The sequence below is a fragment of the Eubacterium ramulus ATCC 29099 genome (assembly GCF_000469345.1).
Classification (GTDB): Bacteria; Bacillota; Clostridia; order Lachnospirales; family Lachnospiraceae; genus Eubacterium_I; species Eubacterium_I ramulus.
Map to the genome: position 1 here is coordinate 73,138 of NZ_KI271134.1, position 24,912 is coordinate 98,049.

General features: G+C 43.0%; 23 protein-coding genes, 1 pseudogene and 1 riboswitch. Of the genes and pseudogenes, 16 read left to right on the forward strand and 8 right to left on the reverse strand.

The features are described from left to right. The first annotated feature begins 15 nt into the window (after nucleotides 1-15). On the forward strand, nucleotides 16-1,620 hold the full coding sequence (locus tag HMPREF0373_RS09255) for an AAA-like domain-containing protein (protein WP_044963668.1): 1,605 nt from the start codon (nucleotides 16-18) through the stop codon (nucleotides 1,618-1,620). Nucleotides 1,621-1,756: 136 nt separating this feature from the next. Continuing rightward, nucleotides 1,757-2,056, forward strand: coding sequence for an RNA polymerase sigma factor (locus tag HMPREF0373_RS09260; protein ID WP_021739436.1), 300 nt, complete (start codon nucleotides 1,757-1,759; stop codon nucleotides 2,054-2,056). A 50-nt stretch (nucleotides 2,057-2,106) separates the two neighbouring features. Here the strand turns inward: HMPREF0373_RS09260 and HMPREF0373_RS16060 are convergent, their stop codons facing one another. After that, on the reverse strand, nucleotides 2,107-3,021 hold the full coding sequence (locus tag HMPREF0373_RS16060) for a LytR/AlgR family response regulator transcription factor (RefSeq protein WP_049946828.1): 915 nt from the start codon (nucleotides 3,019-3,021) through the stop codon (nucleotides 2,107-2,109). Nucleotides 3,022-3,130: 109 nt separating this feature from the next. Beyond that, nucleotides 3,131-4,993, reverse strand: a complete 1,863-nt coding sequence (locus HMPREF0373_RS09270; RefSeq protein WP_021739438.1) for a sensor histidine kinase — start codon at nucleotides 4,991-4,993, stop codon at nucleotides 3,131-3,133. Nucleotides 4,994-5,364: 371 nt separating this feature from the next. Here HMPREF0373_RS09270 and HMPREF0373_RS09275 point away from each other — a divergent pair, with 371 nt between their 5' ends. After that, the gene (locus tag HMPREF0373_RS09275; RefSeq protein WP_044963670.1) at nucleotides 5,365-7,800 is read left to right on the forward strand and encodes a GH39 family glycosyl hydrolase; all 2,436 of its coding nucleotides are present in this window, start codon (nucleotides 5,365-5,367) and stop codon (nucleotides 7,798-7,800) included. A 30-nt stretch (nucleotides 7,801-7,830) separates the two neighbouring features. Here the strand turns inward: HMPREF0373_RS09275 and HMPREF0373_RS09280 are convergent, their stop codons facing one another. Then, complete coding sequence (locus HMPREF0373_RS09280) at nucleotides 7,831-8,043, reverse strand: hypothetical protein (protein ID WP_021739441.1); 213 nt, start codon at nucleotides 8,041-8,043, stop codon at nucleotides 7,831-7,833. A 274-nt stretch (nucleotides 8,044-8,317) separates the two neighbouring features. Here HMPREF0373_RS09280 and HMPREF0373_RS09285 point away from each other — a divergent pair, with 274 nt between their 5' ends. Together HMPREF0373_RS09285 and tyrS are read left to right on the forward strand one after the other, a co-directional pair. Beyond that, nucleotides 8,318-9,184, forward strand: a complete 867-nt coding sequence (locus HMPREF0373_RS09285; protein ID WP_021739442.1) for an EamA family transporter — start codon at nucleotides 8,318-8,320, stop codon at nucleotides 9,182-9,184. 374 nt (nucleotides 9,185-9,558) lie between these two features. Then, nucleotides 9,559-10,782, forward strand: a complete 1,224-nt coding sequence (tyrS, locus tag HMPREF0373_RS09290; protein ID WP_021739443.1) for a tyrosine--tRNA ligase — start codon at nucleotides 9,559-9,561, stop codon at nucleotides 10,780-10,782. 77 nt (nucleotides 10,783-10,859) lie between these two features. Here tyrS and HMPREF0373_RS16065 read toward each other — a convergent pair whose 3' ends face one another. Then, the gene (locus HMPREF0373_RS16065; RefSeq protein WP_021739444.1) at nucleotides 10,860-11,948 is read right to left on the reverse strand and encodes an acyltransferase; all 1,089 of its coding nucleotides are present in this window, start codon (nucleotides 11,946-11,948) and stop codon (nucleotides 10,860-10,862) included. Nucleotides 11,949-12,163: 215 nt separating this feature from the next. Continuing rightward, nucleotides 12,164-12,272: riboswitch (TPP riboswitch) on the forward strand. Between the two features lie 318 nt (nucleotides 12,273-12,590). On the opposite strand from HMPREF0373_RS16065, the gene thiM reads away from it, so the two are divergent. From thiM to thiC, 6 genes are all read left to right on the forward strand, one after another. Continuing rightward, nucleotides 12,591-13,412 (forward strand): hydroxyethylthiazole kinase, encoded by an 822-nt coding sequence (gene thiM, locus HMPREF0373_RS09300; RefSeq protein ID WP_021739445.1) that lies wholly within the window; start codon nucleotides 12,591-12,593, stop codon nucleotides 13,410-13,412. Continuing rightward, nucleotides 13,399-14,055, forward strand: coding sequence for a thiamine phosphate synthase (gene thiE / locus HMPREF0373_RS09305; protein WP_021739446.1), 657 nt, complete (start codon nucleotides 13,399-13,401; stop codon nucleotides 14,053-14,055). The genes thiM and thiE overlap by 14 nt, the downstream gene beginning before the upstream one ends. Then, nucleotides 14,052-14,780, forward strand: coding sequence for an HAD family hydrolase (locus tag HMPREF0373_RS09310; RefSeq protein ID WP_021739447.1), 729 nt, complete (start codon nucleotides 14,052-14,054; stop codon nucleotides 14,778-14,780). Before thiE ends, HMPREF0373_RS09310 begins: the two co-directional genes overlap by 4 nt. A 32-nt stretch (nucleotides 14,781-14,812) precedes the next feature. Continuing rightward, nucleotides 14,813-15,616, forward strand: a complete 804-nt coding sequence (thiD, locus tag HMPREF0373_RS09315; protein WP_021739448.1) for a bifunctional hydroxymethylpyrimidine kinase/phosphomethylpyrimidine kinase — start codon at nucleotides 14,813-14,815, stop codon at nucleotides 15,614-15,616. Between the two features lie 109 nt (nucleotides 15,617-15,725). Beyond that, nucleotides 15,726-16,259 carry an energy coupling factor transporter S component ThiW gene (thiW, locus tag HMPREF0373_RS09320; protein WP_021739450.1) on the forward strand — a complete coding sequence of 178 codons (534 nt, stop codon included), beginning with the start codon at nucleotides 15,726-15,728 and terminating at the stop codon, nucleotides 16,257-16,259. Nucleotides 16,260-16,571: 312 nt separating this feature from the next. Then, entirely contained in the window at nucleotides 16,572-17,882 is a 1,311-nt protein-coding gene (gene thiC, locus HMPREF0373_RS09325) for a phosphomethylpyrimidine synthase ThiC (RefSeq protein ID WP_021739452.1), read from the forward strand. An 88-nt stretch (nucleotides 17,883-17,970) separates the two neighbouring features. Here thiC and HMPREF0373_RS09330 read toward each other — a convergent pair whose 3' ends face one another. The 3 genes from HMPREF0373_RS09330 to HMPREF0373_RS09340 form a co-directional block, all read right to left on the reverse strand. Further along, nucleotides 17,971-18,879: a TlpA disulfide reductase family protein gene (locus HMPREF0373_RS09330; RefSeq protein WP_021739453.1), complete on the reverse strand. Its 909-nt coding sequence runs from the start codon at nucleotides 18,877-18,879 to the stop codon at nucleotides 17,971-17,973. Nucleotides 18,880-18,952: 73 nt separating this feature from the next. Then, the gene (locus HMPREF0373_RS09335) at nucleotides 18,953-19,846 is read right to left on the reverse strand and encodes a 4Fe-4S binding protein (protein ID WP_044963673.1); all 894 of its coding nucleotides are present in this window, start codon (nucleotides 19,844-19,846) and stop codon (nucleotides 18,953-18,955) included. Continuing rightward, nucleotides 19,839-19,982 carry a CD1871A family CXXC motif-containing protein gene (locus tag HMPREF0373_RS09340; RefSeq protein WP_044963675.1) on the reverse strand — a complete coding sequence of 48 codons (144 nt, stop codon included), beginning with the start codon at nucleotides 19,980-19,982 and terminating at the stop codon, nucleotides 19,839-19,841. Before HMPREF0373_RS09340 ends, HMPREF0373_RS09335 begins: the two co-directional genes overlap by 8 nt. 98 nt (nucleotides 19,983-20,080) lie before the next feature. Here HMPREF0373_RS09340 and HMPREF0373_RS09345 point away from each other — a divergent pair, with 98 nt between their 5' ends. The 4 genes from HMPREF0373_RS09345 to HMPREF0373_RS09360 all read left to right on the forward strand — a co-directional run bounded on the left by HMPREF0373_RS09345 (nucleotide 20,081) and on the right by HMPREF0373_RS09360 (nucleotide 23,869). Continuing rightward, nucleotides 20,081-20,761 carry a response regulator transcription factor gene (locus HMPREF0373_RS09345; protein ID WP_021739456.1) on the forward strand — a complete coding sequence of 227 codons (681 nt, stop codon included), beginning with the start codon at nucleotides 20,081-20,083 and terminating at the stop codon, nucleotides 20,759-20,761. Then, on the forward strand, nucleotides 20,758-21,900 hold the full coding sequence (locus HMPREF0373_RS09350) for a sensor histidine kinase (protein ID WP_021739457.1): 1,143 nt from the start codon (nucleotides 20,758-20,760) through the stop codon (nucleotides 21,898-21,900). Before HMPREF0373_RS09345 ends, HMPREF0373_RS09350 begins: the two co-directional genes overlap by 4 nt. Before the next feature lie 311 nt (nucleotides 21,901-22,211). Next, a complete protein-coding gene (locus HMPREF0373_RS09355; RefSeq protein ID WP_021739458.1) occupies nucleotides 22,212-22,793 on the forward strand; it encodes a manganese efflux pump MntP in 582 nt (193 codons plus the stop codon). 125 nt (nucleotides 22,794-22,918) lie between these two features. Beyond that, complete coding sequence (locus tag HMPREF0373_RS09360) at nucleotides 22,919-23,869, forward strand: calcium/sodium antiporter (protein ID WP_021739459.1); 951 nt, start codon at nucleotides 22,919-22,921, stop codon at nucleotides 23,867-23,869. On the opposite strand, the gene HMPREF0373_RS09365 is transcribed toward HMPREF0373_RS09360, so the two are convergent. Further along, the gene (locus HMPREF0373_RS09365) at nucleotides 23,842-24,363 is read right to left on the reverse strand and encodes a SufE family protein (protein WP_021739460.1); all 522 of its coding nucleotides are present in this window, start codon (nucleotides 24,361-24,363) and stop codon (nucleotides 23,842-23,844) included. The genes HMPREF0373_RS09360 and HMPREF0373_RS09365 overlap by 28 nt on opposite strands. 198 nt (nucleotides 24,364-24,561) lie before the next feature. Here HMPREF0373_RS09365 and tnpA point away from each other — a divergent pair. Beyond that, a pseudogene (tnpA, locus tag HMPREF0373_RS16475) lies at nucleotides 24,562-24,912 on the forward strand (IS200/IS605 family transposase); the annotation flags it as partial.

Sequence of the window (24,912 nt, forward strand, 5' to 3'; positions counted from 1 at the left end):
AGACAGGAGGAAATCATGTCAAAAGTATTCAATACAACTGCTGTATGTATACCAGAAGAACATTATATGGTAAACATTGCACAGCGTTTACAAGAGATAAAAGCACTTGTAGATGATGGGAAATACTTTACAATCAATAAAGCGCGTCAGTATGGAAAGACTACGACATTGATCGCATTAAAGCGATTGCTGGAATCAGAATATTATGTTGTATTGATGGATTTTCAGACATTTGGCAGCGCTGATTTTGCAAACGAAAACGTTTTTGCACTTTCTTTCTGTCATTCATTTTTACGGCTGTTCAAAAAATGCAAACCGACATTAAATGACGATTTAAAAGAAACGTTGAATGATTTGAAAAATCATGTAGACAACAGATATGATTATTTTACATTAAAACCATTGTTTGAGGGGCTTGGAGATATCTGTCAATTTTCTGATAAGCCGATTGTTTTGATGATCGATGAGGTAGACAGTGCATCGAATAATCAGGTTTTTTTGGATTTTTTAGGACAGCTTCGTGCCCAGTATATCAATCGTTTTCAACAGCCGGCATTCAAATCGGTTATTTTAGCCGGAGTGTATGATGTGAAAAATCTCCGACACAAGATCAGACCGGATGAAGAGCATAAATATAACAGCCCATGGAATATTGCGGCAGATTTTAAAATCGATATGAGCTTTTCGAAAACAGAGATTGCTGGTATGCTTCAGGAATATGAAAAAGATCATCATACTGGAATGAATGTTGATGAAATAGCAATTCTGCTGTATCAGCATACATCAGGATATCCGTTTCTTGTTTCGCGATTATGTCAGATTATGGATGAAGATATTGCTATAAATTATGACGAAAACGGATTGAAAAGTGTGTGGACCAGACAGGGATTTTTTACGGCAGTTCGTATGCTGCTGGCAGAGAAGAATACATTGTTCGAATCATTGAGTGAGAAGCTGAATCGTTACCCGGAATTAAATGATATGTTACAGTCATTATTATTTACCGGAAAAGCAATTGCTTACAATTATTATGAACCGGCGATCAGTGTGGCAACTATGTTTGGATTTGTGAAAAATAATCATGGCGTGCTGGCGATTGCAAATCGTATTTTTGAGACATGGTTATATAATTTATATCTGTCAACTTCAGAAATGCAAAAGCAACAGATTTATTCGGATGCTTTGTTAGATAAAAATCAGTTTATTGTAAATGGACATTTGAATATGCGTCAGATTCTGGAACGTTTTGTAATACATTTTAATGACTTATACGGAGATAGTGATGAGACGTTTATCGAACAGGAAGGTAGAAAATATTTCTTGCTGTATTTACGTCCAATTATCAATGGCACTGGAAATTATTACATTGAAGCGGAAACCCGCGAACAGAAACGGACGGATGTGATTGTGGATTATCGTGGAGAACAGTATATCATTGAAATGAAGATATGGCATGGTCAGGAATATAATACCAGAGGGGAGAAACAGCTGGCAGAATATCTGGATGCCTATCATGTGAACCAGGGATATATGATCAGTTTCAATTTCAATCAGAAAAAAGAAATCGGAGTACATGAGATTCTGATTGATGATAAAAAAATTATTGAAGCAGTGGTATAAAAAATATCGCAAAACCAATTTGTTCAGGTTTTGCGATATTTTTTTGCAACCAACCGGTAAGTTATGACAATATAAAGGTGTAAGGGTAATTAAGATTACCCAGGGAAGACGTCAGAAATGGGAGTTTTAATTAAAAATGGAGAAACAACAGCTGGAAAAATATATCAACGAATATGGCAGAGATATCTACCTGTTTTGCAAACGGCTGACGCAAAATAAAAATACGGCAGATGATCTGTATCAGGAGACATTTTTAAAATTGTGGGAATTGGATAACGTTAACGATACGGAGAATCCCAAAAGCTATCTGCTTGGTATTGCTGTGAATTTGTGGAAAAATCAGTGCCGCAAGCAAATGTGGCGAAAACAGATTGCAGACATTGTACCGGCTTCGCAATCGTGCTCGGCGCGGTCAAGAAAGATCTGTTATTCGTAATAGTAAGCGCGTAAGTGTGCGAGAGCACACTTTCTTGTAAAACAGTTATTTCATTTAACCATCTTCGTCCACATGGCGGCACGGGTCGTCTCTGCCCAGGGGTATTCCCCCATATAATCGCCCTGAAACAGTTCCGTCTGTCCCTGGAGATAATCATAATAATCACAGGTGAACTGTTCAGTATGTACACGCATTTTACCGTAGGCAGACTCCACGATCTGTTCCAGATGATAAGGTGCAAGCGCCTGTTTCAGCCGATAGAGGATCGTGCGGCTGTAATTTTTGGAGGAATGTTCCTCGCAGTTTTCCAGCAGACAGAATGTGATTTTATCAATCGGAACCCAGTTTCCTTCATAATGAACGAGAAGTGCAAGAAGTTCTTTTGCTTTCCTGCTCTTGAAGGAGACTGGGGTTTTATTTATAAACAGTTCAAAATCCGGGAAGCAGCGGATATGCGGGAGACTGTTGGAGTGCATTTGTGTATTCCTCTTTTCAGCTGTTGCATCTGGAGGGGTATGGCCATGATTTTCTGTGCCAAAACCGGTTTTTCCCTCAATAGATGCAGCAGATGTAATAGATTCAGCCGCGGCGGCATGGTATTTGAGGACTCTGTTTAATACCGCACTGATCTGCTTGGGGTCATATGGTTTCAGGATGTAGCCAAAGGCACCGATATCCCAGGCATCCAGCGAATATTCCGGAAATGCCGTTACATAAATGATTTCCGGTGGCGCAGGCAGTTCCTCACTGATCTGTTTTCCAAGAGTGATGCCGTTTAACATCGGCATTTCGATGTCGAGAAATACAACGTCCACAAGTGTCCTGCGGATAAAATCCAGTGCCTCGACAGGCTGGGTAAAGGTATAAATATGGTCATTTTCTTTTGAAAATCCATCAAAGCGGGTGAGCATGATCCTTAGCAGATTTAATGCTCTTTCTTCATCGTCTGCAAGTACATAATTCATATGAAAAGCCTCCAACATACAGGTCGCAAAGCGACTGCGTTCATGAGCAAGTAGCGAAAGCGGATTGCGAATGTCCGCTTTACAAGATTTCGGGAAAATACCGGGTATCTTATGTTTGATTCTGATAGGGAAGCAACAGTTCCATGACAGTTCCCTCTACTCCCTCCTGCGAGTGAATAATCAGTGTTCCATGTAGCAGATAATCCATGCGGGAGCGGATGTTCTGGATACTGTGATGGGGATTGATCTTCTGTTCGTCAAAACCGGGACCGCTGTTTTTTACCAGAATACAGATGCCTTCAGCAGTTTGTTTCGTCTCCAGCCGGATTGTGCCGTGATTGCCATTTTTGCGGATGCCGTATTTTATGGCATTTTCAATCAACGGCTGGACGGAGAGTGGTGGAATCTGAAACTCTGTCACGGTGATATCTTTTTCAAATACCAGTGCATTGCCAAACCGGGTATTCTGTATATAAAGATAATTTTCGATATGTTCCAGTTCTTTTTCAAAAGGAATCAGGTCTGTGTAATCCATAAAATCAATATTGGTGCGCAGATATCTCGAAAAATGAACGATAAGATCTGCGGCCTGCTCCGGATCCGTATAGCACATTTCTTGAATTGTCGTCAGTGTGTTGTACAGAAAATGCGGCTGGATCTGGCTCGAAAGCATGGCGGTCTGGATGCGGGAAGCTTCTTTTTCCAGGGTCAGCAGGTTCTGGGTATGCGTCAGCAGCTGTTTCTGATAGAGTTTGCTTGCCGTAAAGATCAGAAAGCCGAAAGTGATGATGCACACCGGAAGCAGAAACAATGTTTTTCCGGGCAGACCAAAAGAGTTGTAAATATAATTTGCAAACATTCCAGTTAGCAGGTACAGGTAGCCCAGATGGAATAAAAATCCGTCAATAGAGAGCGCATCAAGTCCCTGCCAGGTTTTGATCAGCCAGCTGATCCCGAGGAACCGCAGAAGGATCTGTCCGGTTACGACGAAAACACCGGAAACCGGGAGGAACAGTGCCAGCGTAAAACAGAGGGCAGCGCCAAGGAGCAGCCCGGTAAACATGCGGTAGATTTTTCGGGAAAACCTTTGGGGACCGGTATGGTGGGAGATCAGGATGGCGAGTCCCCAGCAGGCCAGTACCAGAAGCCGTGAAATATAGGTCAGCAAAAACATTGGGATCACATTGGTGATGCGTTCCATATAGCCGATAATCCAGCAGTTGTTGATGAAAAAGTAAGCAGTAAAGAGCAGACCGGTCAGAAAATATCCCCGGAACCGTCTGGGGTCAATGCTGAAAATGGAAAACAGCAAAATCGCAAAGGTGGCGAACAAAATGGATGACAGGATGATAAAACTGTTTTTGTATGTATCAAAATAAGTCATCGTAAGGCCGAGGCTGGTCAGTCGTGGACAGATATTCAGAATTTCAGAAGTGTTGGACACTTCAATGACGACTTCAATTACCGAACTGTTGTCGATGCGGTACAGAGGATAAGACCATGGTGATACCATAAAGGCTTTTCCTGGTTTTCCGTTGATGTAGACACGGTAGTTGCCGGAGGGAAGACCTGGCAGACTGATAGCCATTTTATCTTCATCAATGTTAATATAGCGGTCTACCTGTATAATGGTGCGGTAGGAAGCACAGGTTCCTATCATGCGCTGGCGTTTCCAGGGCTGCGCGTAGGACGAAGGAATAAATATTTTATCTGCATCAGAGTTTGGCAGAGTAGAGGTAAGTGTTTTGGCATATTCTTCTGACGGAGCAACAGAAAGGCGGTTGTGATACCAGTCAGTAAATATTGTCAGGGGATTGGCGGATTCTATATTTCCCGGAACATTTCCATCAGAATTCGCCGAAAAAATCAACTTGTCCGGATAAAATTCCCATTCCCCAGCCAGTTCGTAATCGGCATAAAAAGGATTATCAGAGCGTTCAAAAGAAAAAACGCCGTCTGATGTCTGCCCCATTGCATTTTGTCTGCAGTTCAGGAAAAAGTAAATTGATAAGGTGCTAAGTAATAGGATACAACAAATAGCAGATATCAGAAAAGTAAGCTTTCGTTTCATAAATTACCTCAGTGTTTTTATCAGTATAAAAAAATATTTTTATACAGGTGGCTGTCATTTAGAGATCAATGTATGGGACCTGCATTTTTGCAGATACAAAAATCCAAGTCTATTGTAGAAAATTAGTAAAACTGTGTCAAGAAAAGTGACGGTTCTGTGACGGTCTGTTTTGTATAATGAGGATACAGTTTGCGAAACATATTTTCAGACAAAATTATGTTGGTAAAAATGGTAAAGAGTTTAGGTAAACTGAAGAAATGGAGGAGAATGAAATGTTGCGAAAAAAGATTACAGCATGGGTACTGACCGCAGCGATGCTGACTGGTCTGGGTGCAGCAGCACCGGTTACTGCATTTGCACAGACAGCTGAAGATGTACAGCAGAATCGCTGTTATATCAATGGTGATGAAGTGCGTGCGTATGATGTGGAGGATACGATCTATGTGGTAGTAGATGATTTGTCCGCATATGGATTTAACGTTCAGAAAAGCAAAAAATCTGTTACGATCACAAGTGGAACAAATGGTTATTACTTTGATGAGTCATTTAGTCCTAATACAGAAAGCAGTACCATGGGTACCGGCAGCGTAAAGACAAGTACCATCAAAGGCAAGGTGGCAGATCAGGCAGTTACCCTGTATACCATTGACAACAAACTCTGCATCAAGGCAGAAGATCTGGGTGGACTTGGTTATACAAAATATGACAGCGACAAAAATATTATGAATATCTATTCCACACAGGCCGGTTATACAGAAAATACAGAGCATTACAGAAATATCACGGTTAATGCGGGTGATCAGACCGGAACGATTAAATCTTTCCAGGGCGCACATTATGATCCGGGCGAAGCCGGAAGTGCAACATCCAAAGCTTATATCGAACTGGGTGTAGATATGGTGCGTACACATGATATCGACGGCACACAGGGCGATGGCCGCGGAATCATTTACAATCTGGTACCGAAATATTTTGATACAGATGACGAAGTGGATCTGAATGATCCGTCCAGCTATGATTTTGAAGAACTGGATAAAGTCATCGACAATATTCTTGCAACCGGTTCAGAGGTATATTTCCGTTTTGGTGCCAGCCAGAATGATGACAATAAGTTCCCGGAGGAAGGAACCGAGGAGTGGACACAGTTCTTACAGGATTTGACTACTATGGCAGAGCATATCGTAATGCATTACGATTTCGGCTGGGACGACGGATATTACAATACACTGGATTATTTTGAAATCTGGAACGAGCCGGATTTACAGGATTTCTGGCCAAATACAGCAAATCAGTATTATGAGATGTACAACAGTGTATCCAAAGCAGTAGAAAAACTGGATCCAACCCTTCCAATCGGTGGTCCGACACTGACAACTTTAAATGATGATGACGGAATCGAAGAGAGCTTTATCAAATATGTAAAAGAAAATGACTGTCCGTTGGATTTCTACGCATATCATTTCTATCCGTCCAATAACTGTGATCCGTATGATTATTCCCGCTGGGCATATCATCTCCACAGCATTCTGGAAGATTACGGATACGGTGATGTACCGATGATGCTTTCCGAGTATGGTACTGTATTATTCAACCCGAATGCGTTCAGCATGGCTGACAGTGCAGAGGCATCCTATCTGGCCTCTTTGATGATGTATCTGCAGGATACACCGGTAGAGAAAGCCAATATCTACAATCGTCTGATCCAGACAAATGAGGACGGAAGTGCAACGATTACAAAGACCGGTTATGGCTACAAAGCAATGGGTCAGATGAACCAGACAGAAAACCGTCTGGCTGTAACAGGCGGCGATAAAAATGGTATGGCTGTTATGGCTGGTATCAACGATACAGAGGATCAGATCAATGTCCTGATCAGTAACTATGAGATTCCGACTTCCCAGATGCTGGCAAACTCCGAATCCCATAACCCGATGATCAAAGATAACAAACTCTGCATCCCGGGTGTTGCAAACTGGTCACTTCCGATTGCACGTGTACTTACTTATGAAAACAATGCAGGTTACAATCTGACTGTTACAGATGTTCCATATGACACAGCAAATGTTGTAGTAGAGCAGTATCGTATCGATAATGACAACAACCTGGATCTGATTAATACTATAAAAGTACCGGTCAGTGAAGACGGAAGTGTAGTATTATCCAATGCGTTAAATACATACAGTGTAGATCTGCTTTCCATCAAACCGGGTGACGCAAAAGTGACCGTAGACACATCCAAAAACGGTCTGGCACAGGATGAAAACGGAAACTGGTACTACTATAAAAACGGTGTTATAGACACTTCCTACACCGGAATTGCACCAAATGCATATGGCTGGTGGAGAGTCGTAAACGGAGCCGTAGACTTCAACTGTAACAGCGTGGAGGCAAATGAGTATGGTTGGTTCTGCATCCGCGGAGGAAAAGTGGATTTTGACTATACCGGAATTGCACAGAATGCATATGGCTGGTGGAGAATCGTAAACGGAGCCGTAGACTTCAACTGCAACAGTGTAGAAGCAAACGAGTACGGCTGGTTCTATCTGCGCGGAGGAAAAGTAGACTTTAACTACAACGGACTTGCCGCAAACGCATATGGCTGGTGGAAGATTACCGGTGGAGCCGTAGATTTCAATTATACTGGAATGGCTCAGAACGAATACGGTTTGTGGCATGTCGTAAACGGAATGGTAGATTTTTCCAGATAACAGTATTGAATGCAAACTAAACGTTACAATTCACATGATTGATTCTGATGTATAATCAAAGAAAATAATTAAGGCTACCGCAGTAAAGACATATCCGCCACCGACACGATTTACCTGGTCATTGAAGATAATTTTCCAAATGGAAGACCGAAGCTGGAGCGTGCGGGTATTCTGTTTGCAGATTGCCGGATCGTAGAATGCGTCAAACAGATGAATGTTTGCACATGTCTGAATCCGTTTCATACAAGACTTGCTATATTCACTCCTATTGTATTTGGGCAGGATCTTTCAAAGACGGAGTTGGCAGAGCCGGTGATCGGATTTTTGAAAGAAATGCTGACGGGTCCTCATGCAGTACGGAAAACATTGGAAAAATATTTGGGACAGTAAATTACCGGAATTTTCGAAATAGATAGGAATCAGATAACATCTACACTTTTATAATCCACATAACTCATTCAGGTGTATAATAAACAGGCAACTGTATACGACAGCTGCAGAAAGCGGGGATGAAGTTATGTGGATTTTATTTGCATTTGGCTCTGCCGTTTTTGCAGGATTGACATCGATTCTTGCAAAATGCGGAATTCGAAAGACGGATTCGGATGCGGCGACTGCCATTCGAACAATCGTTGTATTGATTTTTTCCTGGATCATGATGCTGATCACAGGATCCATCGGAACAATCAGTTCATTAAGCAGCAAGACATGGATGTTTTTAATTTTATCCGGAATCGCGACTGGAGTATCCTGGCTGTGCTATTTCAAAGCATTACAGCTGGGAGATGTCAATAAAGTTGTGCCGATCGACAAATCAAGTACGATTCTGACGATCATACTTGCTTTTATTTTCCTTGGAGAGCCGATCACGCTGGTGAAAGGTATCGCAGTGGTTCTAATCGGTATCGGTACGTTTATGATGATTCAGAAAAAAGAGACGGTGGATGAGCCTAAGAAGCCCAAGGGAGGTTCCTGGTTGATCTATGCATTGCTTTCTACAGTGTTTGCCAGCCTGACCGCTATCCTTGGAAAAGTCGGCATCGAAGGTGTGGAGTCAAACCTTGGAACTGCCATCAGAACCTGCGTTGTCCTGGTGATGGCATGGGTGGTTGTATTTGTCAAAGGCAAACAGCATACAATCCGGGAAATTCCGAAAAACGAGCTTGGCTTTATCTGCTTATCAGGCCTGGCAACCGGCGGATCCTGGCTGTGTTATTACAGGGCACTGCATGACGGAATGGCGAGCGTAGTTGTTCCAATCGATAAGCTGAGCATTTTGGTATCAATCGCATTTTCCTATATCGTGTTCAGGGAGCGTCTGACGAAGAAAGCAGTGGTTGGCTTATGTCTGAACGTGGCGGGAACGCTGATCATGTTATTGTAAAACTTTACATTGACATTTCCAAATACAACTTTTATAATAATGGACATGTGAAGACAATTGCAAACAGCAACAGCAATGACTGAAAGAAGTAAGTATGAGCGGAACATACAGAGAGCTGCCGGGTGGTGAGAGGCGCATGGAAAACTGATACCGAATACATTCACAAGCTGCGCATTGAACGTTATCAGAAATGATTTTGATGATCAGTAGGCTGCGCCGGGAGCAACCGTTATATTGCAGAAGTATTGTCAGATACTTGGTGAGGCGGATCGTGTGAGCGGTCTGTGAATTAAGGTGGTAACACGAGATTTTATCCCGTCCTTATGCATGTGCATTAGGATGGGTTTTTTTATTATGAAGAAGGAGAGTACATTATGACAGTTTATGACGAACTCGTAGCCCGTGGTCTGATTGCCCAGGTTACAGACGAAGAAGAAATCAAAGAATTAATCAATAACGGAAAAGCAACATTTTACATCGGATTTGATCCGACCGCAGACAGTCTTCATGTAGGACATTTCATGGCACTGTGTCTGATGAAGAGACTGCAGATGGCAGGAAACAAACCGATCGCACTGATCGGCGGCGGTACAGCTATGATCGGTGACCCGTCCGGACGTACTGACATGCGTCAGATGATGACAAAGGAAACAATCAACCACAACTGCGAATGCTTCAAAAAACAGATGTCCCGTTTTATCGATTTTTCCGAGGGAAAAGCATTAATGGTAAACAATGCAGACTGGCTGCTTGACTTAAATTACGTAGAAGTACTGCGTGATATCGGACCGCATTTTTCTGTAAACCGTATGCTTTCTGCTGAGTGCTACAAACAGCGTATGGAGCGTGGATTAAGCTTCCTGGAGTTTAACTACATGATCATGCAGAGTTATGATTTCTATGAGTTATTCCAGAGATACGGCTGTAACATGCAGTTCGGTGGTGATGATCAGTGGTCCAATATGCTTGGCGGTACAGAGCTGATCCGTCGTAAACTTGGTAAAAATGCATGCGCGATGACGATCACACTGCTTCTGAATTCTGAAGGTAAAAAAATGGGTAAAACCCAGTCCGGTGCTGTATGGCTTGACCCGGAGAAAACATCTCCTTTTGAGTTCTACCAGTACTGGAGAAACGTTGGCGATGCCGATGTATTAAAATGCCTGCGTATGCTGACTTTCCTTCCGTTAGAGCAGATCGACGAGATGGATAAATGGGAAGGAAGTCAGTTAAATACGGCAAAAGAAATTCTTGCATTTGAGCTGACCAAACTGGTTCACGGAGAGGAAGAAGCTGCAAAAGCACAGGAGAGTGCACGTGCACTGTTCTCCGGCGGAAATGCAGCAAATATGCCGACTGCAGCTATCACAGAAGAAAATCTGCGTGACGGTGAGATCGACATCATGGGTCTGCTGGTTGCTTCCGGATTATGTGCATCCCGTTCTGAGGCACGTCGTGCGGTACAGCAGGGCGGAGTTGCTGTAAACGGTGAAAAAGTAGGATCAATTGAAGCTTCTTACAAACCGGAAGACATCAATAAAGAGGACTTTGTATTACGCCGTGGTAAAAAGAACTATCGTAAAATTATTTTTGAGTAAAATTTAAGAGAGGTCGCTGCTTTCCGATGATTTATCGAAAGGCGGCGGCCTCTTTTTCTGCTTCACAGCTTACGTTATTACAATATCTTTCGGATTGGTGGGATTTTTCGCAGTGCGAAGATCGCCAGAAAGTACAGCAGTAACTGCAGTACAATGGATAACAGACTGCACAGGTAGGGACCTGCGGAATGCGGAAACCAGGATGCTACAAAGTCAAAAATCTGTTCTGAAAATCCGGTGTGTGTCTCAATCAGGAACATGCCGAACGTAGCTGCTGAGAATTCTGCCAGCACTTTTCCTGAGAAAGGCAGCCGGATGGATTTTCCGGAAAAACCTTCGTATAAACCATAAAAAATAAAGCAGCAGGGAAACAAAACAGCATGCTGTGCGATCAGTTCCATATGTTTACCGTGCTTTGCGGTCAGATCATAATTCATCAGAAGCATGGCGATGACCAGGCTGGCGATGGTACCGATCAGAAGTATCAGAAGCATCCGCTTTTTTCGGGCCGGGTTTTCTTCGTGTTTGGAAAAACTGACCAGACAGTAGGCAAGTACCGGAAATGCCAGGTTCCAGCAGCTGCTTCCGAAGGGTGAACTGAAAATAGGAAGGAATCCGGTAAATGCTTCTTCCACACCTCGAAAAGGAATCAGGATGCCGCTGACGGAGTATGCAATGGCTGTCAGAATAAAAAACAGCCGCATATCTTTTCTTGTCATATGGTTTACCAGAATCCGCAGAAACGGGAGCATCAACAGGTAACCTATATAGGCATACAGATACCAGTTCAGTCCGGAAAAAAATGTTTTGAGAAAGGAATCCGAATCCGGGATCAGTGTCACGATCAGGATGCTTAGGATCACCATTACGATTAAAATCCGTAAAATACGGTGCTGAAAAATCCGTCGGAAAGATTCTTTTTTGTGAAGGATCAGGGCACCGGATACCATAAAGAAAAGCGGTGGTCCGCATTTGCAGAAAGCTGCTCCGCACATGGAAAGAATGTAGCGCAGTCCCATGTGTGGCACATGATGATAAAAGATATAAGTTTCGCGATGATTGTACATGACAAGAAAAATTGCCAGAATACGAATCAGATCGAAGCTGATGTTGCGTTCCGAATGTCCGGCGGTGGCCGGATGCGGCGTTTTTGCCGTGTTTGTCATAATGTGATTTCCCCCAAATAATAGATTTTATAACCCCATGCAGTTATTTGTTTAAGGTAACACCATTCTAACACAATGCGAAAAATTCGGAAAGATATATTGCAATTAAAAAAGTGCAGTGCTATAATGTCGTCAGTTAATGAGAGTGTCTGAGATGAAACATCAGATAATAATTGACCGTATGTTTTGCAGGAATTGTTCTGTGAAACCTGACAAGAGAATAAATGGGGAGCTTGCCGACAGCAGGCTGAGAGCAGACTAAGTGGTCTGGACCCGTAACCTGATTTGGATAATGCCAACGTAGGGATACAGCGGATGCAGTATTTTTTGTATTGTTTATTAAGCGGATATGCCGATTTTGGTGTATCCGCTTTTGTGTTCATCTCAGTCTGAGTTGAGACTCCCACTTCTGCAAGTGGTGAGTAATAACAAGTCTTTCTCAGTGGGAGTACAATCTCCGACTGAGATAAACGCTCCGCGAGGATGTGCAGTGATTCTGAGAAGAATATGTCAGCTTTCGCTGACCAGATTCACGCACCAAGTCTCACGTGCGTTCGACTTGAATGCTTAAAATGATGATTATAAAATCATACTGATCGTGTGTTTTTTTGATGATAAATTGCTTTTAAGGAGAAAAATAAAATGTTAGGAACATGTCTGGAAAATGTGAGAACGCAGGTACCTCTGGTACACAATATCACAAATTATGTAACCGTAAATGATGTGGCAAACGTACTGCTTGCCTGTGGCGGAAGCCCGATCATGGCAGATGAGGCAGAGGAAGTGGAAGATATCACCAGCATCTGCGGCGGCCTGAATATCAATATCGGGACGTTAAATAAACGAACGATCGCAGGAATGTTGCTTGCAGGAAAACGGGCAAAAGAGATGGGACATCCGGTTTTACTGGATCCGGTAGGAGCAGGTGCATCCGCACTTCGCACCGGAACCGCCATTGAGCTGATGGATACCTTACATCCGACTGTGATCCGTGGCAATATTTCTGAGATTAAGACACTGGCATCCGGAAGCGGCACCACAAAAGGTGTCGATGCAGATGTGGCAGATGCTGTGACAGAAGAAACTTTGGATCAGGCAGTTGCATTTGTGAAAGAGTTTGCGAAAAAGAGCGGTTCTATCGTAGCCATTACCGGAGCCATTGATCTGGTCAGTGACGGAGAAACATGTTATGTCATCCGGAATGGCAGACCGGAAATGGGAAAAATCACAGGAACCGGTTGTCAGTTATCCGGCGTGATGACCGCATATATTACCGCAAATCCGGATAATCAGCTGGAGGCGGCAGCGGCAGCAGTGTGTGTCATGGGACTTGCCGGTGAGATTGGCTGGGGCAACATGCAGGAAGGGGATGGCAATGCTACATATCGTAATCGTATCATCGATGCCATTTACAACATGAGCGCACAGACGTTAGATCAGGGGGCAAAATATGAAATTCGATAGAGATATATTGACAAAGGATCAGTTACTTTTATATGCAGTGACAGACAGTCACTGGTTGAATGGAAGAACGTTGCATTCTGTGGTAAAAGAAAGTCTGGAGGGCGGCGTAACCTTTGTACAGTTAAGAGAAAAACAACTGGATGAGGCGCATTTTATGGAAGAAGCAAAGGATTTGCAGGTGCTTTGCAGAGAATATAACGTACCGTTCATTATCAATGACAATGTGGATATTGCACTGGCCATGGATGCAGATGGTGTGCATGTGGGACAAAGTGATATGGAAGCCGGGGATGTCCGTGCAAAATTAGGTCCGGATAAGATCATCGGTGTGTCAGCTCAGACAGTAGAGCAGGCGATTCTGGCAGAAAAGCATGGGGCAGATTATCTGGGAGTCGGTGCGGTATTCCCGACCGGTTCTAAGGATGATGCCACAGAGGTGCCGCATGAGACATTAAAAGCAATCTGCGAAGCGGTATCTATTCCGGTTATTGCCATCGGAGGCATTACACAGGAAAATGTGTCCACACTGGCTGGAAGCGGTATTTGCGGTATCGCGGTGATCAGTGCGATCTATGCGCAGCCGGATATCAGAAAAGCAGCACAAGATCTGAAAATTGCTACGGCAGAAATGGTGAAGGCATGATTCAGAAAGAAGTAATGCAGGAGAATTTGACTCAGAAAGATATCACACGGAAAGGTGGAATTCCAGAAACAGAAATTTGCGGTGCAATTTTTGACCTGGATGGTGTATTACTGGATTCCATGGCAGTCTGGAATGACCTTGGAGTTCGGTATCTGCAAAAACGTGGTATTCAACCGGAAGCAGGTTTGAGTCAGATCCTGTTTTCCATGAGCATGGAGCAGGGTGCGGATTATTTGAAAGAACAGTATCAGCTTCCGGATACATCTCAGGAAATTTTAAATGGAATTGAACAGATGATCCAGGACTTCTATTTTTATGAAGTACAGCCCAAAGAAGGGGCGAAAGAACTGTTGCACTTTTTGCAGGATCAAAATGTAAAAATGATCGCAGCAACTTCCAGTCCGCGGGAGCATGTGACAAAGGCATTGCAGCGAAATGGTCTGTATGGGTATCTGCAGCAGATTTATACCACCGGGGAAGTGGGAATCAGCAAGCATGAACCGCTGATTTATCAGCTGGCAGCAAAAAGTCTTGGCACAAAACCAGAAGAAACACTGGTTTTTGAAGATTCTCTCTATGCGTTGAAAACCGCAAAAAATGCAGGGTTTCGGACAATTGGCGTATACGATGCGGACGGTGAGACCGATCAGGAAGGCGTGCGTGAGACCGGGGAGCTGTATTTGACTTCATTGCTGGATTTCCGGCAATACTGGATGAAACAGTAAATCGTTGTGACAGATCAGAGGAGGTGAAGTATATGAAAACAGCAGTAACAATTGCCGGAAGTGATTCCAGCGGAGGTGCCGGCATTCAGGCGGATATCAAGACAATGATGGCAAATGGTGTATATGCCATGAGCGCGATCACAGCCCTGACTGCCCAGAACACGACTGGTGTCATGGGAATCTTAAATGCAACGCCGGAGTTTCTGGGACAGGAACTGGATAGTATTTTTACGGATATTTTTCCGGATGCAGTCAAGATCGGAATGGTTTCCGAGAAAGGGCTGATCTGTGTGATCGCAGAAAAACTGGAGCAGTATAAAGCAAAAAATATCGTAGTGGATCCGGTGATGGTGGCGACCAGTGGGGCGCGGCTTATCAGTGAGGATGCCACGGATACGTTAAAACAGAAATTATTTCCACTGGCCACTGTTCTGACACCAAACATTCCGGAGGCAGAAGTGCTGACCGGAATGAAAATCAAAAGCGCAGAGGATATGATCCGGGCAGCAGAGCAGATTTCAAAGGAGTATGACTGTGCGGTGCTTTGCAAAGGCGGACATCAGATACATACGGCCAATGACCTGCTTTTTGCAGATGGCACGTATCACTGGTTTGAAGGAAAACGTATTGACAATCCGAATACCCATGGAACCGGATGCACTTTATCCTCAGCCATTGCTTCTAATCTGGCAAAAGGTTATGATCTGCAGACGGCAGTAGAACGTGCAAAGGAATATATTTCTGGTGCGTTGGCAGCCATGCTGGATCTGGGATCCGGCAGTGGACCGATGGATCATGGATTTGCGATAAAAAATGAATTTACGTCAGTAAATTAAGTGATGAAAATAAAAGATTTTTACCGCCCAATATACTTTATGATAAATGAGAGCTGTATTCAGGTGGATAAAATAAATAAAAAAAGCATGAAAAGGAGGTTAAGAGAAAATGAAACAGAGTGACACAGTGAAAAAACTTGCGATGGCGGGTGTTCTGACAGCGGTTGCTGTGGTAGGAAGCCTGCTCAGTTTTCCGATTTTTGGCAGCAAATGTGCACCGGTGCAGCATATGGTAAATATTCTGGCGGCGGTTGTACTTGGACCGGGATGGGGGGTCGGCATTGCATTTTGCGCAAGCCTGCTTCGTAATCTGCTGGGACTGGGAAGCCTGATGGCATTCCCGGGAAGTATGATCGGTGCATTATGCTGTGGTCTGGCTTATATGGCATTCCGAAAACTGTGGCTGACCTGTATCGCAGAGGCATCCGGAACAGGAATCCTTGGCGGTCTGGCTGCTTATCCGGTTGCAAAACTGATGATGGGATTAAATCCGGGAGGTTTGTTTGTATACATTGTGCCATTTCTTGTTTCCACAGTAGTAGGAAGTATCCTTGCATATTTTCTTGTAACTGCGCTGCAGAAAGGCGGCGTGATCAGTATGTACAGACATCCGGCGAAAAAAGAAATGAAAATGAGCCAATAAAAATAAGAAAATACGCATGCAAGCGTGATCAAGTAGCGAGAGTGGATTGCGAATGTCCGCTTTACTACATGTGATCAATGAACTGTAACGTAAAAAAAGGTAATGCATAGCGGCAGATTGGGAGCACCACCTTCTGTCGCATAAGAAAAATGTTGTGAAAACGACTCTGTGTGAAAATGCAAGTCAAACGTACGTGAGACCTGGTGCGTGATTCTGGTCAGCATAAGCTGACATATCTGTTTCAGAATCACTGCACGTCCTCGCTCACCGGAGTTGTTATGAAAATCCATAAAATGGAAGAAGGAGAACAAGATGAGAAATTACACAACACAGATGGACGCAGCAAGAAAAGGAATCGTGACACCGGAGATTGAGGCTGTTGCGAAGAAAGAACATATGACGTCCGAGGCGCTGATGAAGCTGGTAGCAGAGGGTAAAGTAGCCATTTGCGCAAACAGGAATCATACCTGCTTGAATCCGGAGGGAGTCGGCAGCATGCTGCGTACCAAGATCAATGTAAATCTGGGAGTATCCAGAGATTGTAAAGATTACGATATTGAGATGCAGAAAGTAATGAGCGCAGTAAATCTGGGCGCTGAGGCAATCATGGATCTGTCCAGCCACGGAAATACCCAGCCATTCAGAAGAAAGCTGACAAGCGAATGTCCGGCCATGATCGGTACCGTTCCGGTTTATGACAGCGTCATCCATTATCAGAGAGACCTGGCTACATTGACAGCCAGAGATTTTATTGATGTCATTCGGATGCATGCCGAAGATGGAGTGGATTTTGTGACACTCCACTGTGGAATTACAAGAAAGACCATTGAACAGATCAAAAAACATAAACGTAAAATGAACATCGTAAGCCGTGGCGGAAGTCTGGTATTTGCATGGATGAGCATGACCGGAGAGGAAAATCCGTTTTACGAGTATTATGATGAAATCCTTGATATCTGCGAAGAGTATGATGTGACCGTTTCTCTGGGTGATGCCTGCAGACCGGGTTGTCTGGCAGATGCCACAGATGTATGTCAGATTGAAGAGCTGGTAAGACTTGGAGAACTGACCAAGAGAGCATGGGATCACAACGTACAGGTTATGGTAGAAGGCCCGGGCCATGTGCCGCTTGATCAGGTAGCTGCAAATATGAAAGTACAGCAGAGTATCTGTATGGGCGCACCGTTCTATGTATTAGGACCGATCGTAACTGATATCGCACCTGGATATGACCATATCACAAGTGCCATCGGTGGTGCTGTGGCAGCAATGAATGGAGCAGCTTTCCTGTGTTATGTTACACCGGCAGAGCATCTGGCACTTCCAAACGTAGAAGATGTAAAACAGGGAATTATCGCATCTAAAATTGCAGCTCATGCAGCAGATATTGCAAAAGGTGTTCCGGGAGCCCGTGATATCGACGACAAGATGGCAGAGGCTCGTCAGAAACTTGACTGGGATGCCCAGTATGCATGTGCACTGGATCCGGAGACTGCAAAAGCAATCCGCGACAGCAGAAGCCCGGAAGAAGATCACAGTGACACATGTAGTATGTGTGGAAAATTCTGTGCAGTGCGCAGTATGAATAAGGCACTTGCAGGGGAGTATATTGATATTTTATAATCAAAATTTAGAAAAAATAAGAGAAGCTGTCTTTCGAATGAGAGACAGCTTCTTTCAAAGTTTACACTCTATATTTCCATGAACAGGATTATTTATTCGCACTGTCTGCATCAATGACAGACTGAATCTGTTTCATCAAAGTATCATAGTTCTTCTGATCATCAATTCCGCCGAGCATAGGCTCACCTACAATATTGCCGTTTCTGTCGACCAGGATTGTTGTAGGAAAGGCCATGATATTGGAAGCGTATTTACCTGCATCGGAAGAAGAATCAACGGAAAGATTGCGATATTTAGCGCCCTGGCTTTTCAGGATATCTGCAGCTTCTTTTATGGCTGTTTCATTTCCGTCGAAGGTTTCTGTGTTGATTCCTATTACTTCACCACCGGCTGCTTTGATAGCATCGTTCAGTTCATTCAGTTTAGATAATTCAGCAACACAAGGTTTGCATCCGGTAAACCAGAAATTAACAGCGGTTACGGCATTTTTGGAAAACAGGCTTTCATCAACAGAATTGCCATCAAAATCCTTTGCGGAAAAATCTTTGAAAGGAGATACATCATCGGAATTGTTTTTCTCGCTGTTGCTGTCAGATGCAGCATTTTTCTTTTCGATTGCGGCGATTTTTTCTTCAATTTTTCTAATCGTTTCAATATCATCATTAAGTGTTTTCAACTCATCCTCTGTGAAGGAGTCTTTGTTTGATTCCACAGTGCCTGCCAGATAATCGGCATAATTTCCGCTTGGATCAGCAGTGCTTTTGCTCATCATGCCAAATACCTTGTCCCATACGTCTTTATGATCTGCAAAAAGCTGGTTTTCCTGCTGATATAAATCATCCAGTTCAGAACTGGAATCATCAGAAGAAGCTGTACTGGATTCTGTCTGGGTATCCTGCGGTTTTTCTGTGTTAGCAGGTTGTTTTCCGTTACATGCAGTAAGCGATAATGCTGCGCAGAGTGTAAAAATAAGTAAGAAAGATCTTTTTGTTTTCATGAGTAATTGCTCCTTTTCGTAATGATATGATGTGCAGTGATTCTGCAAAAAATAAATAGTTACCGGTTGTCTGTTACTGACTGCTGTGCTTCTTTTTCTTACAGGGTTTTCCCATAAACTGATAGTGGATGGCATCTTTCGGACAAGCCTTTATGCAGGCACCGCATCGTATGCATTCCGGATGATCTGGCGTCTTACATACATCCACATCCATTTTACATGCGGTTACACATTGATTACATCCGACACATTTGCTGTTCTCAACTTTGATCGTGAGAAAGCTTATCTTATTAAACAATGAGTAGATTGCGCCAAGAGGACAGATCCATTTACAGAAAGGTCTGTAAAACAAAATACTTAACACAACAACCGTAATTAAAATAAGGCATTTAAAGGAAAAAAGAGTTCCCAGTGCAGATCGTATCGCAGCGTTTCCAAGTGAAAGTGGGATAGCCCCTTCCAGAACACCTTGCGGACAAATATATTTACAGAAGAACGGGTCTCCCATTCCGATTGAGTTCGTTATAAGCATCGGCAGAAGGATAACGAAAACAACAAGGATGATGTATTTCAGGTATCTGAGTGGCTTCAGTCGGGCTGTTGAAAACTTTTTCCCGGGGATTTTATGAAGTAAATCCTGAAACCATCCAAAGGGACACAAAAAACCACATATAAATCTTCCAAGTGTTACACCAAGTAAAATAAAAAAACCGGTGATGTAGTAGGAAAATTTAAATCTGGATGATCCGACGACCGCCTGAAAGGCACCGATCGGACATGCTCCCGTTGCAGCGGGACAGGAATAACAGTTTAAGCCCGGTACACATACTGCTTTTGCGTTCCCTTGATATATTTTGCCCTTAAATAAATTGGGGATGTGGATATTGGTGAGCAGCGTGGCAACTGCCTGTATCCATCCACGAATTCCGGCTATTTTTTTTGATGGTGATTTCTTTTTCTTATCCAATTCCGACACACTCCAGACATAATTTTATTGCTTTAGCAAGCACAGTAGCCGCTTCCCCCCGGATCGCACCATAGCTCACCATAGTGATCCCTGCGATGAGCACAAATGCCTGACTTATTTTTTTGTACTTCAAGATATTGTTGCTCCTTTGTTTGTTGTATTTATTGACCAGCTGACTTTGGTATTATACAATAACTGTTGTAAAATTTTTGTTAAGAAACAGGTGAAAACATTTTGAGATTATTAATAGTTGAAGATGAAAAACAAATATGTGATACAGTTGCAAAAAGCCTGTATGCTGCCGGATATGAAGTGGATACCTGCTATGATGGGGAAGAGGCTTTTGAATGTATTCTGGCAGAGAATTATGATCTGATCGTTCTGGATCTGAATCTGCCCGGGATGGATGGGATGGAGATCCTGAAGGAACTCAGACAGAGAAATGAGGAGACAAAGGTTCTTATATTATCAGCAAGAGGACAGATCGCAGATAAAGTAGAAGGACTGGATGCAGGAGCAAATGATTATATGGAAAAACCGTTCCATTTACAGGAACTTGAGGCACGCATCAGAAGCCTGACAAGAAGAAAATTTGTGCAGAAGAATGTATGTCTGGAAAGTGGCGAGATAAGGTTTGATACAGTAAAACGTGAGGCATATGCAAAAGGGCAACTGGTTTCTTTGACAAGAAAAGAAAGTGGTATTTTAGAATATTTGCTTCTTAATCAGGGCCGACCGGTAAGCCAGGAGGAACTGATCGAGCATGTCTGGGATGCAACTGCGGACAGTTTTAGTGGATCCATCCGGGTGCATATGTCTTCCCTTAGAAGAAAACTTAAGGCTGTGCTGGAATATGACCCGATTTTGAACAAAGTGGGTGAGGGCTATAAAATACGAGAGGAGTTCAATCAATGAAAAAAATGTCGCTGCAGTGGAGACTGACCTGTATCATTACATTATATATTGCAGTCATATGTGGCTGCCTGACAATGTTTGTCTATAAAAATGGTGTGTATTATATCGACTCCCTGCAAGAGACCGTTGATGCCCGGGAAGGTGATAATGAGAATAATTCGAATGAAATATATATCAGCATTCCTGAGGATAAGTGGGATGAGTTTGCAAATGACTTTTCTTTGCAGGTGTACAATAATAAGGCTGACTATAAAAGAAACAGTTTTATAATCTCAACTGTACTGGCGCTTATGGGTGGGGTAGTGACCTATTTTATAAGCGGGCATGCACTCAGACCAATCCGGGAGTTTTCTGATAAAATCGAAGAGGTAGAGGCACAGAATCTGGCAGATTCACAAATAGAAGAAAACAAAGTGAAAGAACTCAACCAGCTTAGTATTTCGTACAACAAGATGCTTACGCGTCTCTCGGATGCATTTGAGATACAGAGACAATTTACTGCAAATGCAGCGCATGAGCTCAGAACGCCGTTGTCTCTGATGCAGCTACAGCTTGATTTATATAATGCAACCCGGCATCCGGGAAATGATGCAGATACTATTCAAACGATAAAAATGGTTACCGAACAGAACGACAGACTCAACAAAATGGTAAAGACGCTTCTCGACATGAGTGAACTTCAGACTGTGGGACGGGATGAGGTAATTGCAGTGGATGCTCTTGTAGATGAGGTATTGGCGGATTTGGAACCTCTCGCACAGGAAAAAAATATAAAATTAATTGGAAAATGCAAAGATATAACGCTGCGAGGAAGTGATATCCTTATTTACAGGATGGTATACAATCTTGTTGAGAATGCCATAAAATATAATCATTTGGATGGACAGGTTACCGTAACTGCATATCAGGAGGAAAATCAGGTGCATCTGTCCGTGGAGGATACAGGAAGCGGAATCCCGGAGGAACTTAAGGAGCGTGTGTTTGAACCGTTCTTTCGCGTAGATAAATCCAGAAGCCGGGAACTTGGCGGTGTAGGGCTTGGACTTGCCCTGGTCCGGGAAATTGTGAGGGGGCATGAGGGCAGTATTACCGTCAGATCCAATCCGTCCGGAGGGACAGTTTTTGAAGTCATTTTATGATGAGTTTGTATGATGAAACGGATAAAAACATTGACAAATCCTCCTCATTACGATATAGTTGAAAGAACTTCGTGAGGGAGTAGTTTGCACAGTAAGAATTGTGTGATTTGTCAACAACCTGTTTATCATTTTTAGGATAATCTGGCAAATCTTAATGAATGAGACTCATGTATGTCAATAAGGATTATTATTTAATTCTATGGCATACCTGGGTCTCTTTTTTCGCTTGAGAGAAAATTGTGTCAAAGTTCCTGTCAATGATATTCCCTGATGCGAGCTGTTAAATCATACATTATGGAGGAAATTGAATTATGGGTTACTTGGAACTGGCACTGATCGGTGTCGGACTTTCCATGGATGCCTTTGCGGTATCTGTCTGTAAAGGCTTGAGCATGCGAAAAGTAGATAAAAAGTATATGTTTGTGCTGGCAGCATTTTTTGGAGGATTTCAGGCGTTGATGCCGGCATTGGGATGGCTTCTTGGAAGTCAGTTCCAGTCTTATATTACAGCCATTGATCATTGGATCGCATTTATACTGCTTGTACTGATCGGTGGAAAAATGATCCTGGATGTGGTCAAAGAAAAAGGAGAAAATGAAGAAGTCTGTCCGGAGGGTAGCGTGCGGATCGATCTGAGAGAATTTTTTCTGCTGGCAATTGCCACAAGTATCGATGCACTGGCAATCGGTATCACATTTGCTTTTCTGCAGGTGAGACTGATCACATCGGTAACAATCATCGGATGTATTACTTTTTGTTTTTCGATTGCAGGTGTGTTGATCGGAAATGTATTTGGAAGTAAATTCAAGGATAAGGCAACGATTCTGGGCGGCATTATCCTGATCGGAATCGGTGTGAAAATCTTAATCGAACATCTTGGACTTTTCGGATGATCAGAAGCTGGATGAAAAGGAATATTGTGAAAAACGATATGGAATATAGAATCAGCAGAAACGTGATAGAATAGATAAGATACAGTATGTAGTGAAATAAGTGGAAGCAAGAAAGGAAGATAGATATGATATTAGCAATTATAGGTGTCATTATTGGATTTGTACTGTTGGTTAAGGGCGCAGATTTTTTTGTGGAAGGCAGTGGTTCTGTTGCAAAGAAATTTAACGTGCCGGTGTTTATCATCGGTATGACCATTGTGGCAATGGGAACAAGTGCACCGGAATGTGCGGTCAGTATTTCCGCATCCTTACATGGAAGTAATGGAATGGCCATCAGTAACGTCATCGGGTCAAATATTTTTAACCTGCTGGTAGTATGCGGTGTCTGCGCTTTATTTCAGCCGCTGGAGATTAAAAAAGAGACATTAAAAAGAGAGTTTCCGTTTTCTGTACTGGTTGCTGTGATTATCGGAATTATGGGATTGATCGGAATGAAAGTCGGACATGTGGAAGGTATCATTCTGGTTGTGCTTTTTGCAGTATTTTTGTATGGTATGGTTCGGATTGCCAGAAATACGAGAAAAGCCGGAGAATTGGTTGAGGAGGAAGAAATCAAAGATCTTCCGTTATGGAAATGTCTTGTCTTTATTGGCGGAGGTCTGGTAGCGATTGTGATTGGCGGACAGGTCGTTGTAAATTGCTCGGAAACAATTGCCCGCGGATTTGGACTGAGTGAGACGTTGATAGGTCTGACGATCTGTTCCATTGGAACATCTCTTCCGGAACTTGTGACATCTGTGGTTGCGGCAAAGAAAAATCAGGCTGGAATGGCACTTGGAAACGTTATTGGTTCCAATATTTTCAATATTTTGCTGGTAGGTGGACTCGCATCCGCAATCAGCCCGATTGCAATGAACATGAACAATCTGATCGATATTGTGATATTGGTGATTGTCAGTGTATATATTATGGCTCTTGTATGGAAAAAACAGCTTCTGACACGGGCAGGTGGTGTGAGTATGCTTGCTGTTTATGCAGCTTATATGGTTTACATTTGCGTCAGAGAAGTACTGTAATCCTGGGTTTTACGGATCACAGCCTGCATTCCGTGAAAACGATCCGTAGAGATCTGTTCTTTTAACGGAGTTTTTTCAAGAAAATCAATATGTGCCCCGCAGATTTCCTGCGGGGTACGTTTGTCAAAGAGAGCAGCAATGACATAAGACATTCGCAGGTTTCCGGTTGCATTTAATACATTTCCATTGACACAGAAGCCGAAGGAAGATACCAGCGCCTGAATCGGGAAAAGTACAGAGTTTACTTTTTTGAATCCGTGACGTCCGAATACAGCTGCAGGCAGGGAAGTTGTAAAGTTTGCGGAACCGCCCAGAGCCAGTGCGAACATGATCAGGAAAACGATGACCAGCGGACGTTTTTCGGTGACTTCCAGAAGCAGGGCAACTGCATACCAGATACCAAAGAAAATCATGGTTTTTTTTGTGACGAGTTTCTGATCCATAGCACCGATGATCCAGGAACCGACGATACCGGCGAAGGCAAGGATTGTCATAATAGTAAGTGCCTGAGCCTGTGTAAATCCTACTTCCTGGTTACGAACAACAAGCTGTGTAATAATGATGGTGGATACAAACTGGAATCCACCGGAAGCAACTGCTGGAAGATTTTGAAATAAGGCTACCGCAATCCCACTGGCTTTAGACAGTGGGTTAAGGTAGCTAAAAATCAGAAATTATTATATACTCATGGCATGGGAACATGGAAATCTAAAAACAGACACAAATACCTATTACAATATCACATTATTTTCGTCTGCAAATATAGGAAGAAATTACTGGTTTCGAGACAGATATCAGATGATATAAAGCAGTATTCATATGAGATATGTTAAAGGCACAGTGTTATTATCAAATATATGGAAACGGATAAAGACCATATTCATTACATGATAGAGACAGGACCAACAATGTCTATTAGTAAATTGTAAACCTGATGAAGAGCTATACAACATACCATATATGGAAAAGATATCCCCAATATTTACGAAAACAATTTTGGAAAGAACATACCTTTTGGACAGATGGATATTTTGCATGTAGTG

Excerpts from the sequence above, each read along its gene's own strand:
- HMPREF0373_RS09350 (WP_021739457.1), top strand. The coding sequence starts at position 20,758 with ATGAAAAAAATGTCGCTGCAGTGGAGACTGACCTGTATCATTACATTA.
- HMPREF0373_RS09280 (WP_021739441.1), bottom strand. The coding sequence starts at position 8,043 with ATGAAACGGATTCAGACATGTGCAAACATTCATCTGTTTGACGCATTC.
- HMPREF0373_RS09355 (WP_021739458.1), top strand. The coding sequence starts at position 22,212 with ATGGGTTACTTGGAACTGGCACTGATCGGTGTCGGACTTTCCATGGAT.
- thiD (WP_021739448.1), top strand. The coding sequence starts at position 14,813 with ATGAAAACAGCAGTAACAATTGCCGGAAGTGATTCCAGCGGAGGTGCC.
- HMPREF0373_RS09275 (WP_044963670.1), top strand. The coding sequence starts at position 5,365 with ATGTTGCGAAAAAAGATTACAGCATGGGTACTGACCGCAGCGATGCTG.
- thiE (WP_021739446.1), top strand. The coding sequence starts at position 13,399 with ATGAAATTCGATAGAGATATATTGACAAAGGATCAGTTACTTTTATAT.
- thiM (WP_021739445.1), top strand. The coding sequence starts at position 12,591 with ATGTTAGGAACATGTCTGGAAAATGTGAGAACGCAGGTACCTCTGGTA.
- tyrS (WP_021739443.1), top strand. The coding sequence starts at position 9,559 with ATGACAGTTTATGACGAACTCGTAGCCCGTGGTCTGATTGCCCAGGTT.
- HMPREF0373_RS16065 (WP_021739444.1), bottom strand. The coding sequence starts at position 11,948 with ATGACAAACACGGCAAAAACGCCGCATCCGGCCACCGCCGGACATTCG.
- HMPREF0373_RS16060 (WP_049946828.1), bottom strand. The coding sequence starts at position 3,021 with ATGAATTATGTACTTGCAGACGATGAAGAAAGAGCATTAAATCTGCTA.
- HMPREF0373_RS09360 (WP_021739459.1), top strand. The coding sequence starts at position 22,919 with ATGATATTAGCAATTATAGGTGTCATTATTGGATTTGTACTGTTGGTT.
- HMPREF0373_RS09310 (WP_021739447.1), top strand. The coding sequence starts at position 14,052 with ATGATTCAGAAAGAAGTAATGCAGGAGAATTTGACTCAGAAAGATATC.
- HMPREF0373_RS09270 (WP_021739438.1), bottom strand. The coding sequence starts at position 4,993 with ATGGGGCAGACATCAGACGGCGTTTTTTCTTTTGAACGCTCTGATAAT.
- HMPREF0373_RS09255 (WP_044963668.1), top strand. The coding sequence starts at position 16 with ATGTCAAAAGTATTCAATACAACTGCTGTATGTATACCAGAAGAACAT.
- HMPREF0373_RS09260 (WP_021739436.1), top strand. The coding sequence starts at position 1,757 with ATGGAGAAACAACAGCTGGAAAAATATATCAACGAATATGGCAGAGAT.
- HMPREF0373_RS09365 (WP_021739460.1), bottom strand. The coding sequence starts at position 24,363 with ATGACAATCCTTGCCTTCGCCGGTATCGTCGGTTCCTGGATCATCGGT.
- HMPREF0373_RS09285 (WP_021739442.1), top strand. The coding sequence starts at position 8,318 with ATGTGGATTTTATTTGCATTTGGCTCTGCCGTTTTTGCAGGATTGACA.
- thiW (WP_021739450.1), top strand. The coding sequence starts at position 15,726 with ATGAAACAGAGTGACACAGTGAAAAAACTTGCGATGGCGGGTGTTCTG.
- thiC (WP_021739452.1), top strand. The coding sequence starts at position 16,572 with ATGAGAAATTACACAACACAGATGGACGCAGCAAGAAAAGGAATCGTG.
- HMPREF0373_RS09330 (WP_021739453.1), bottom strand. The coding sequence starts at position 18,879 with ATGAAAACAAAAAGATCTTTCTTACTTATTTTTACACTCTGCGCAGCA.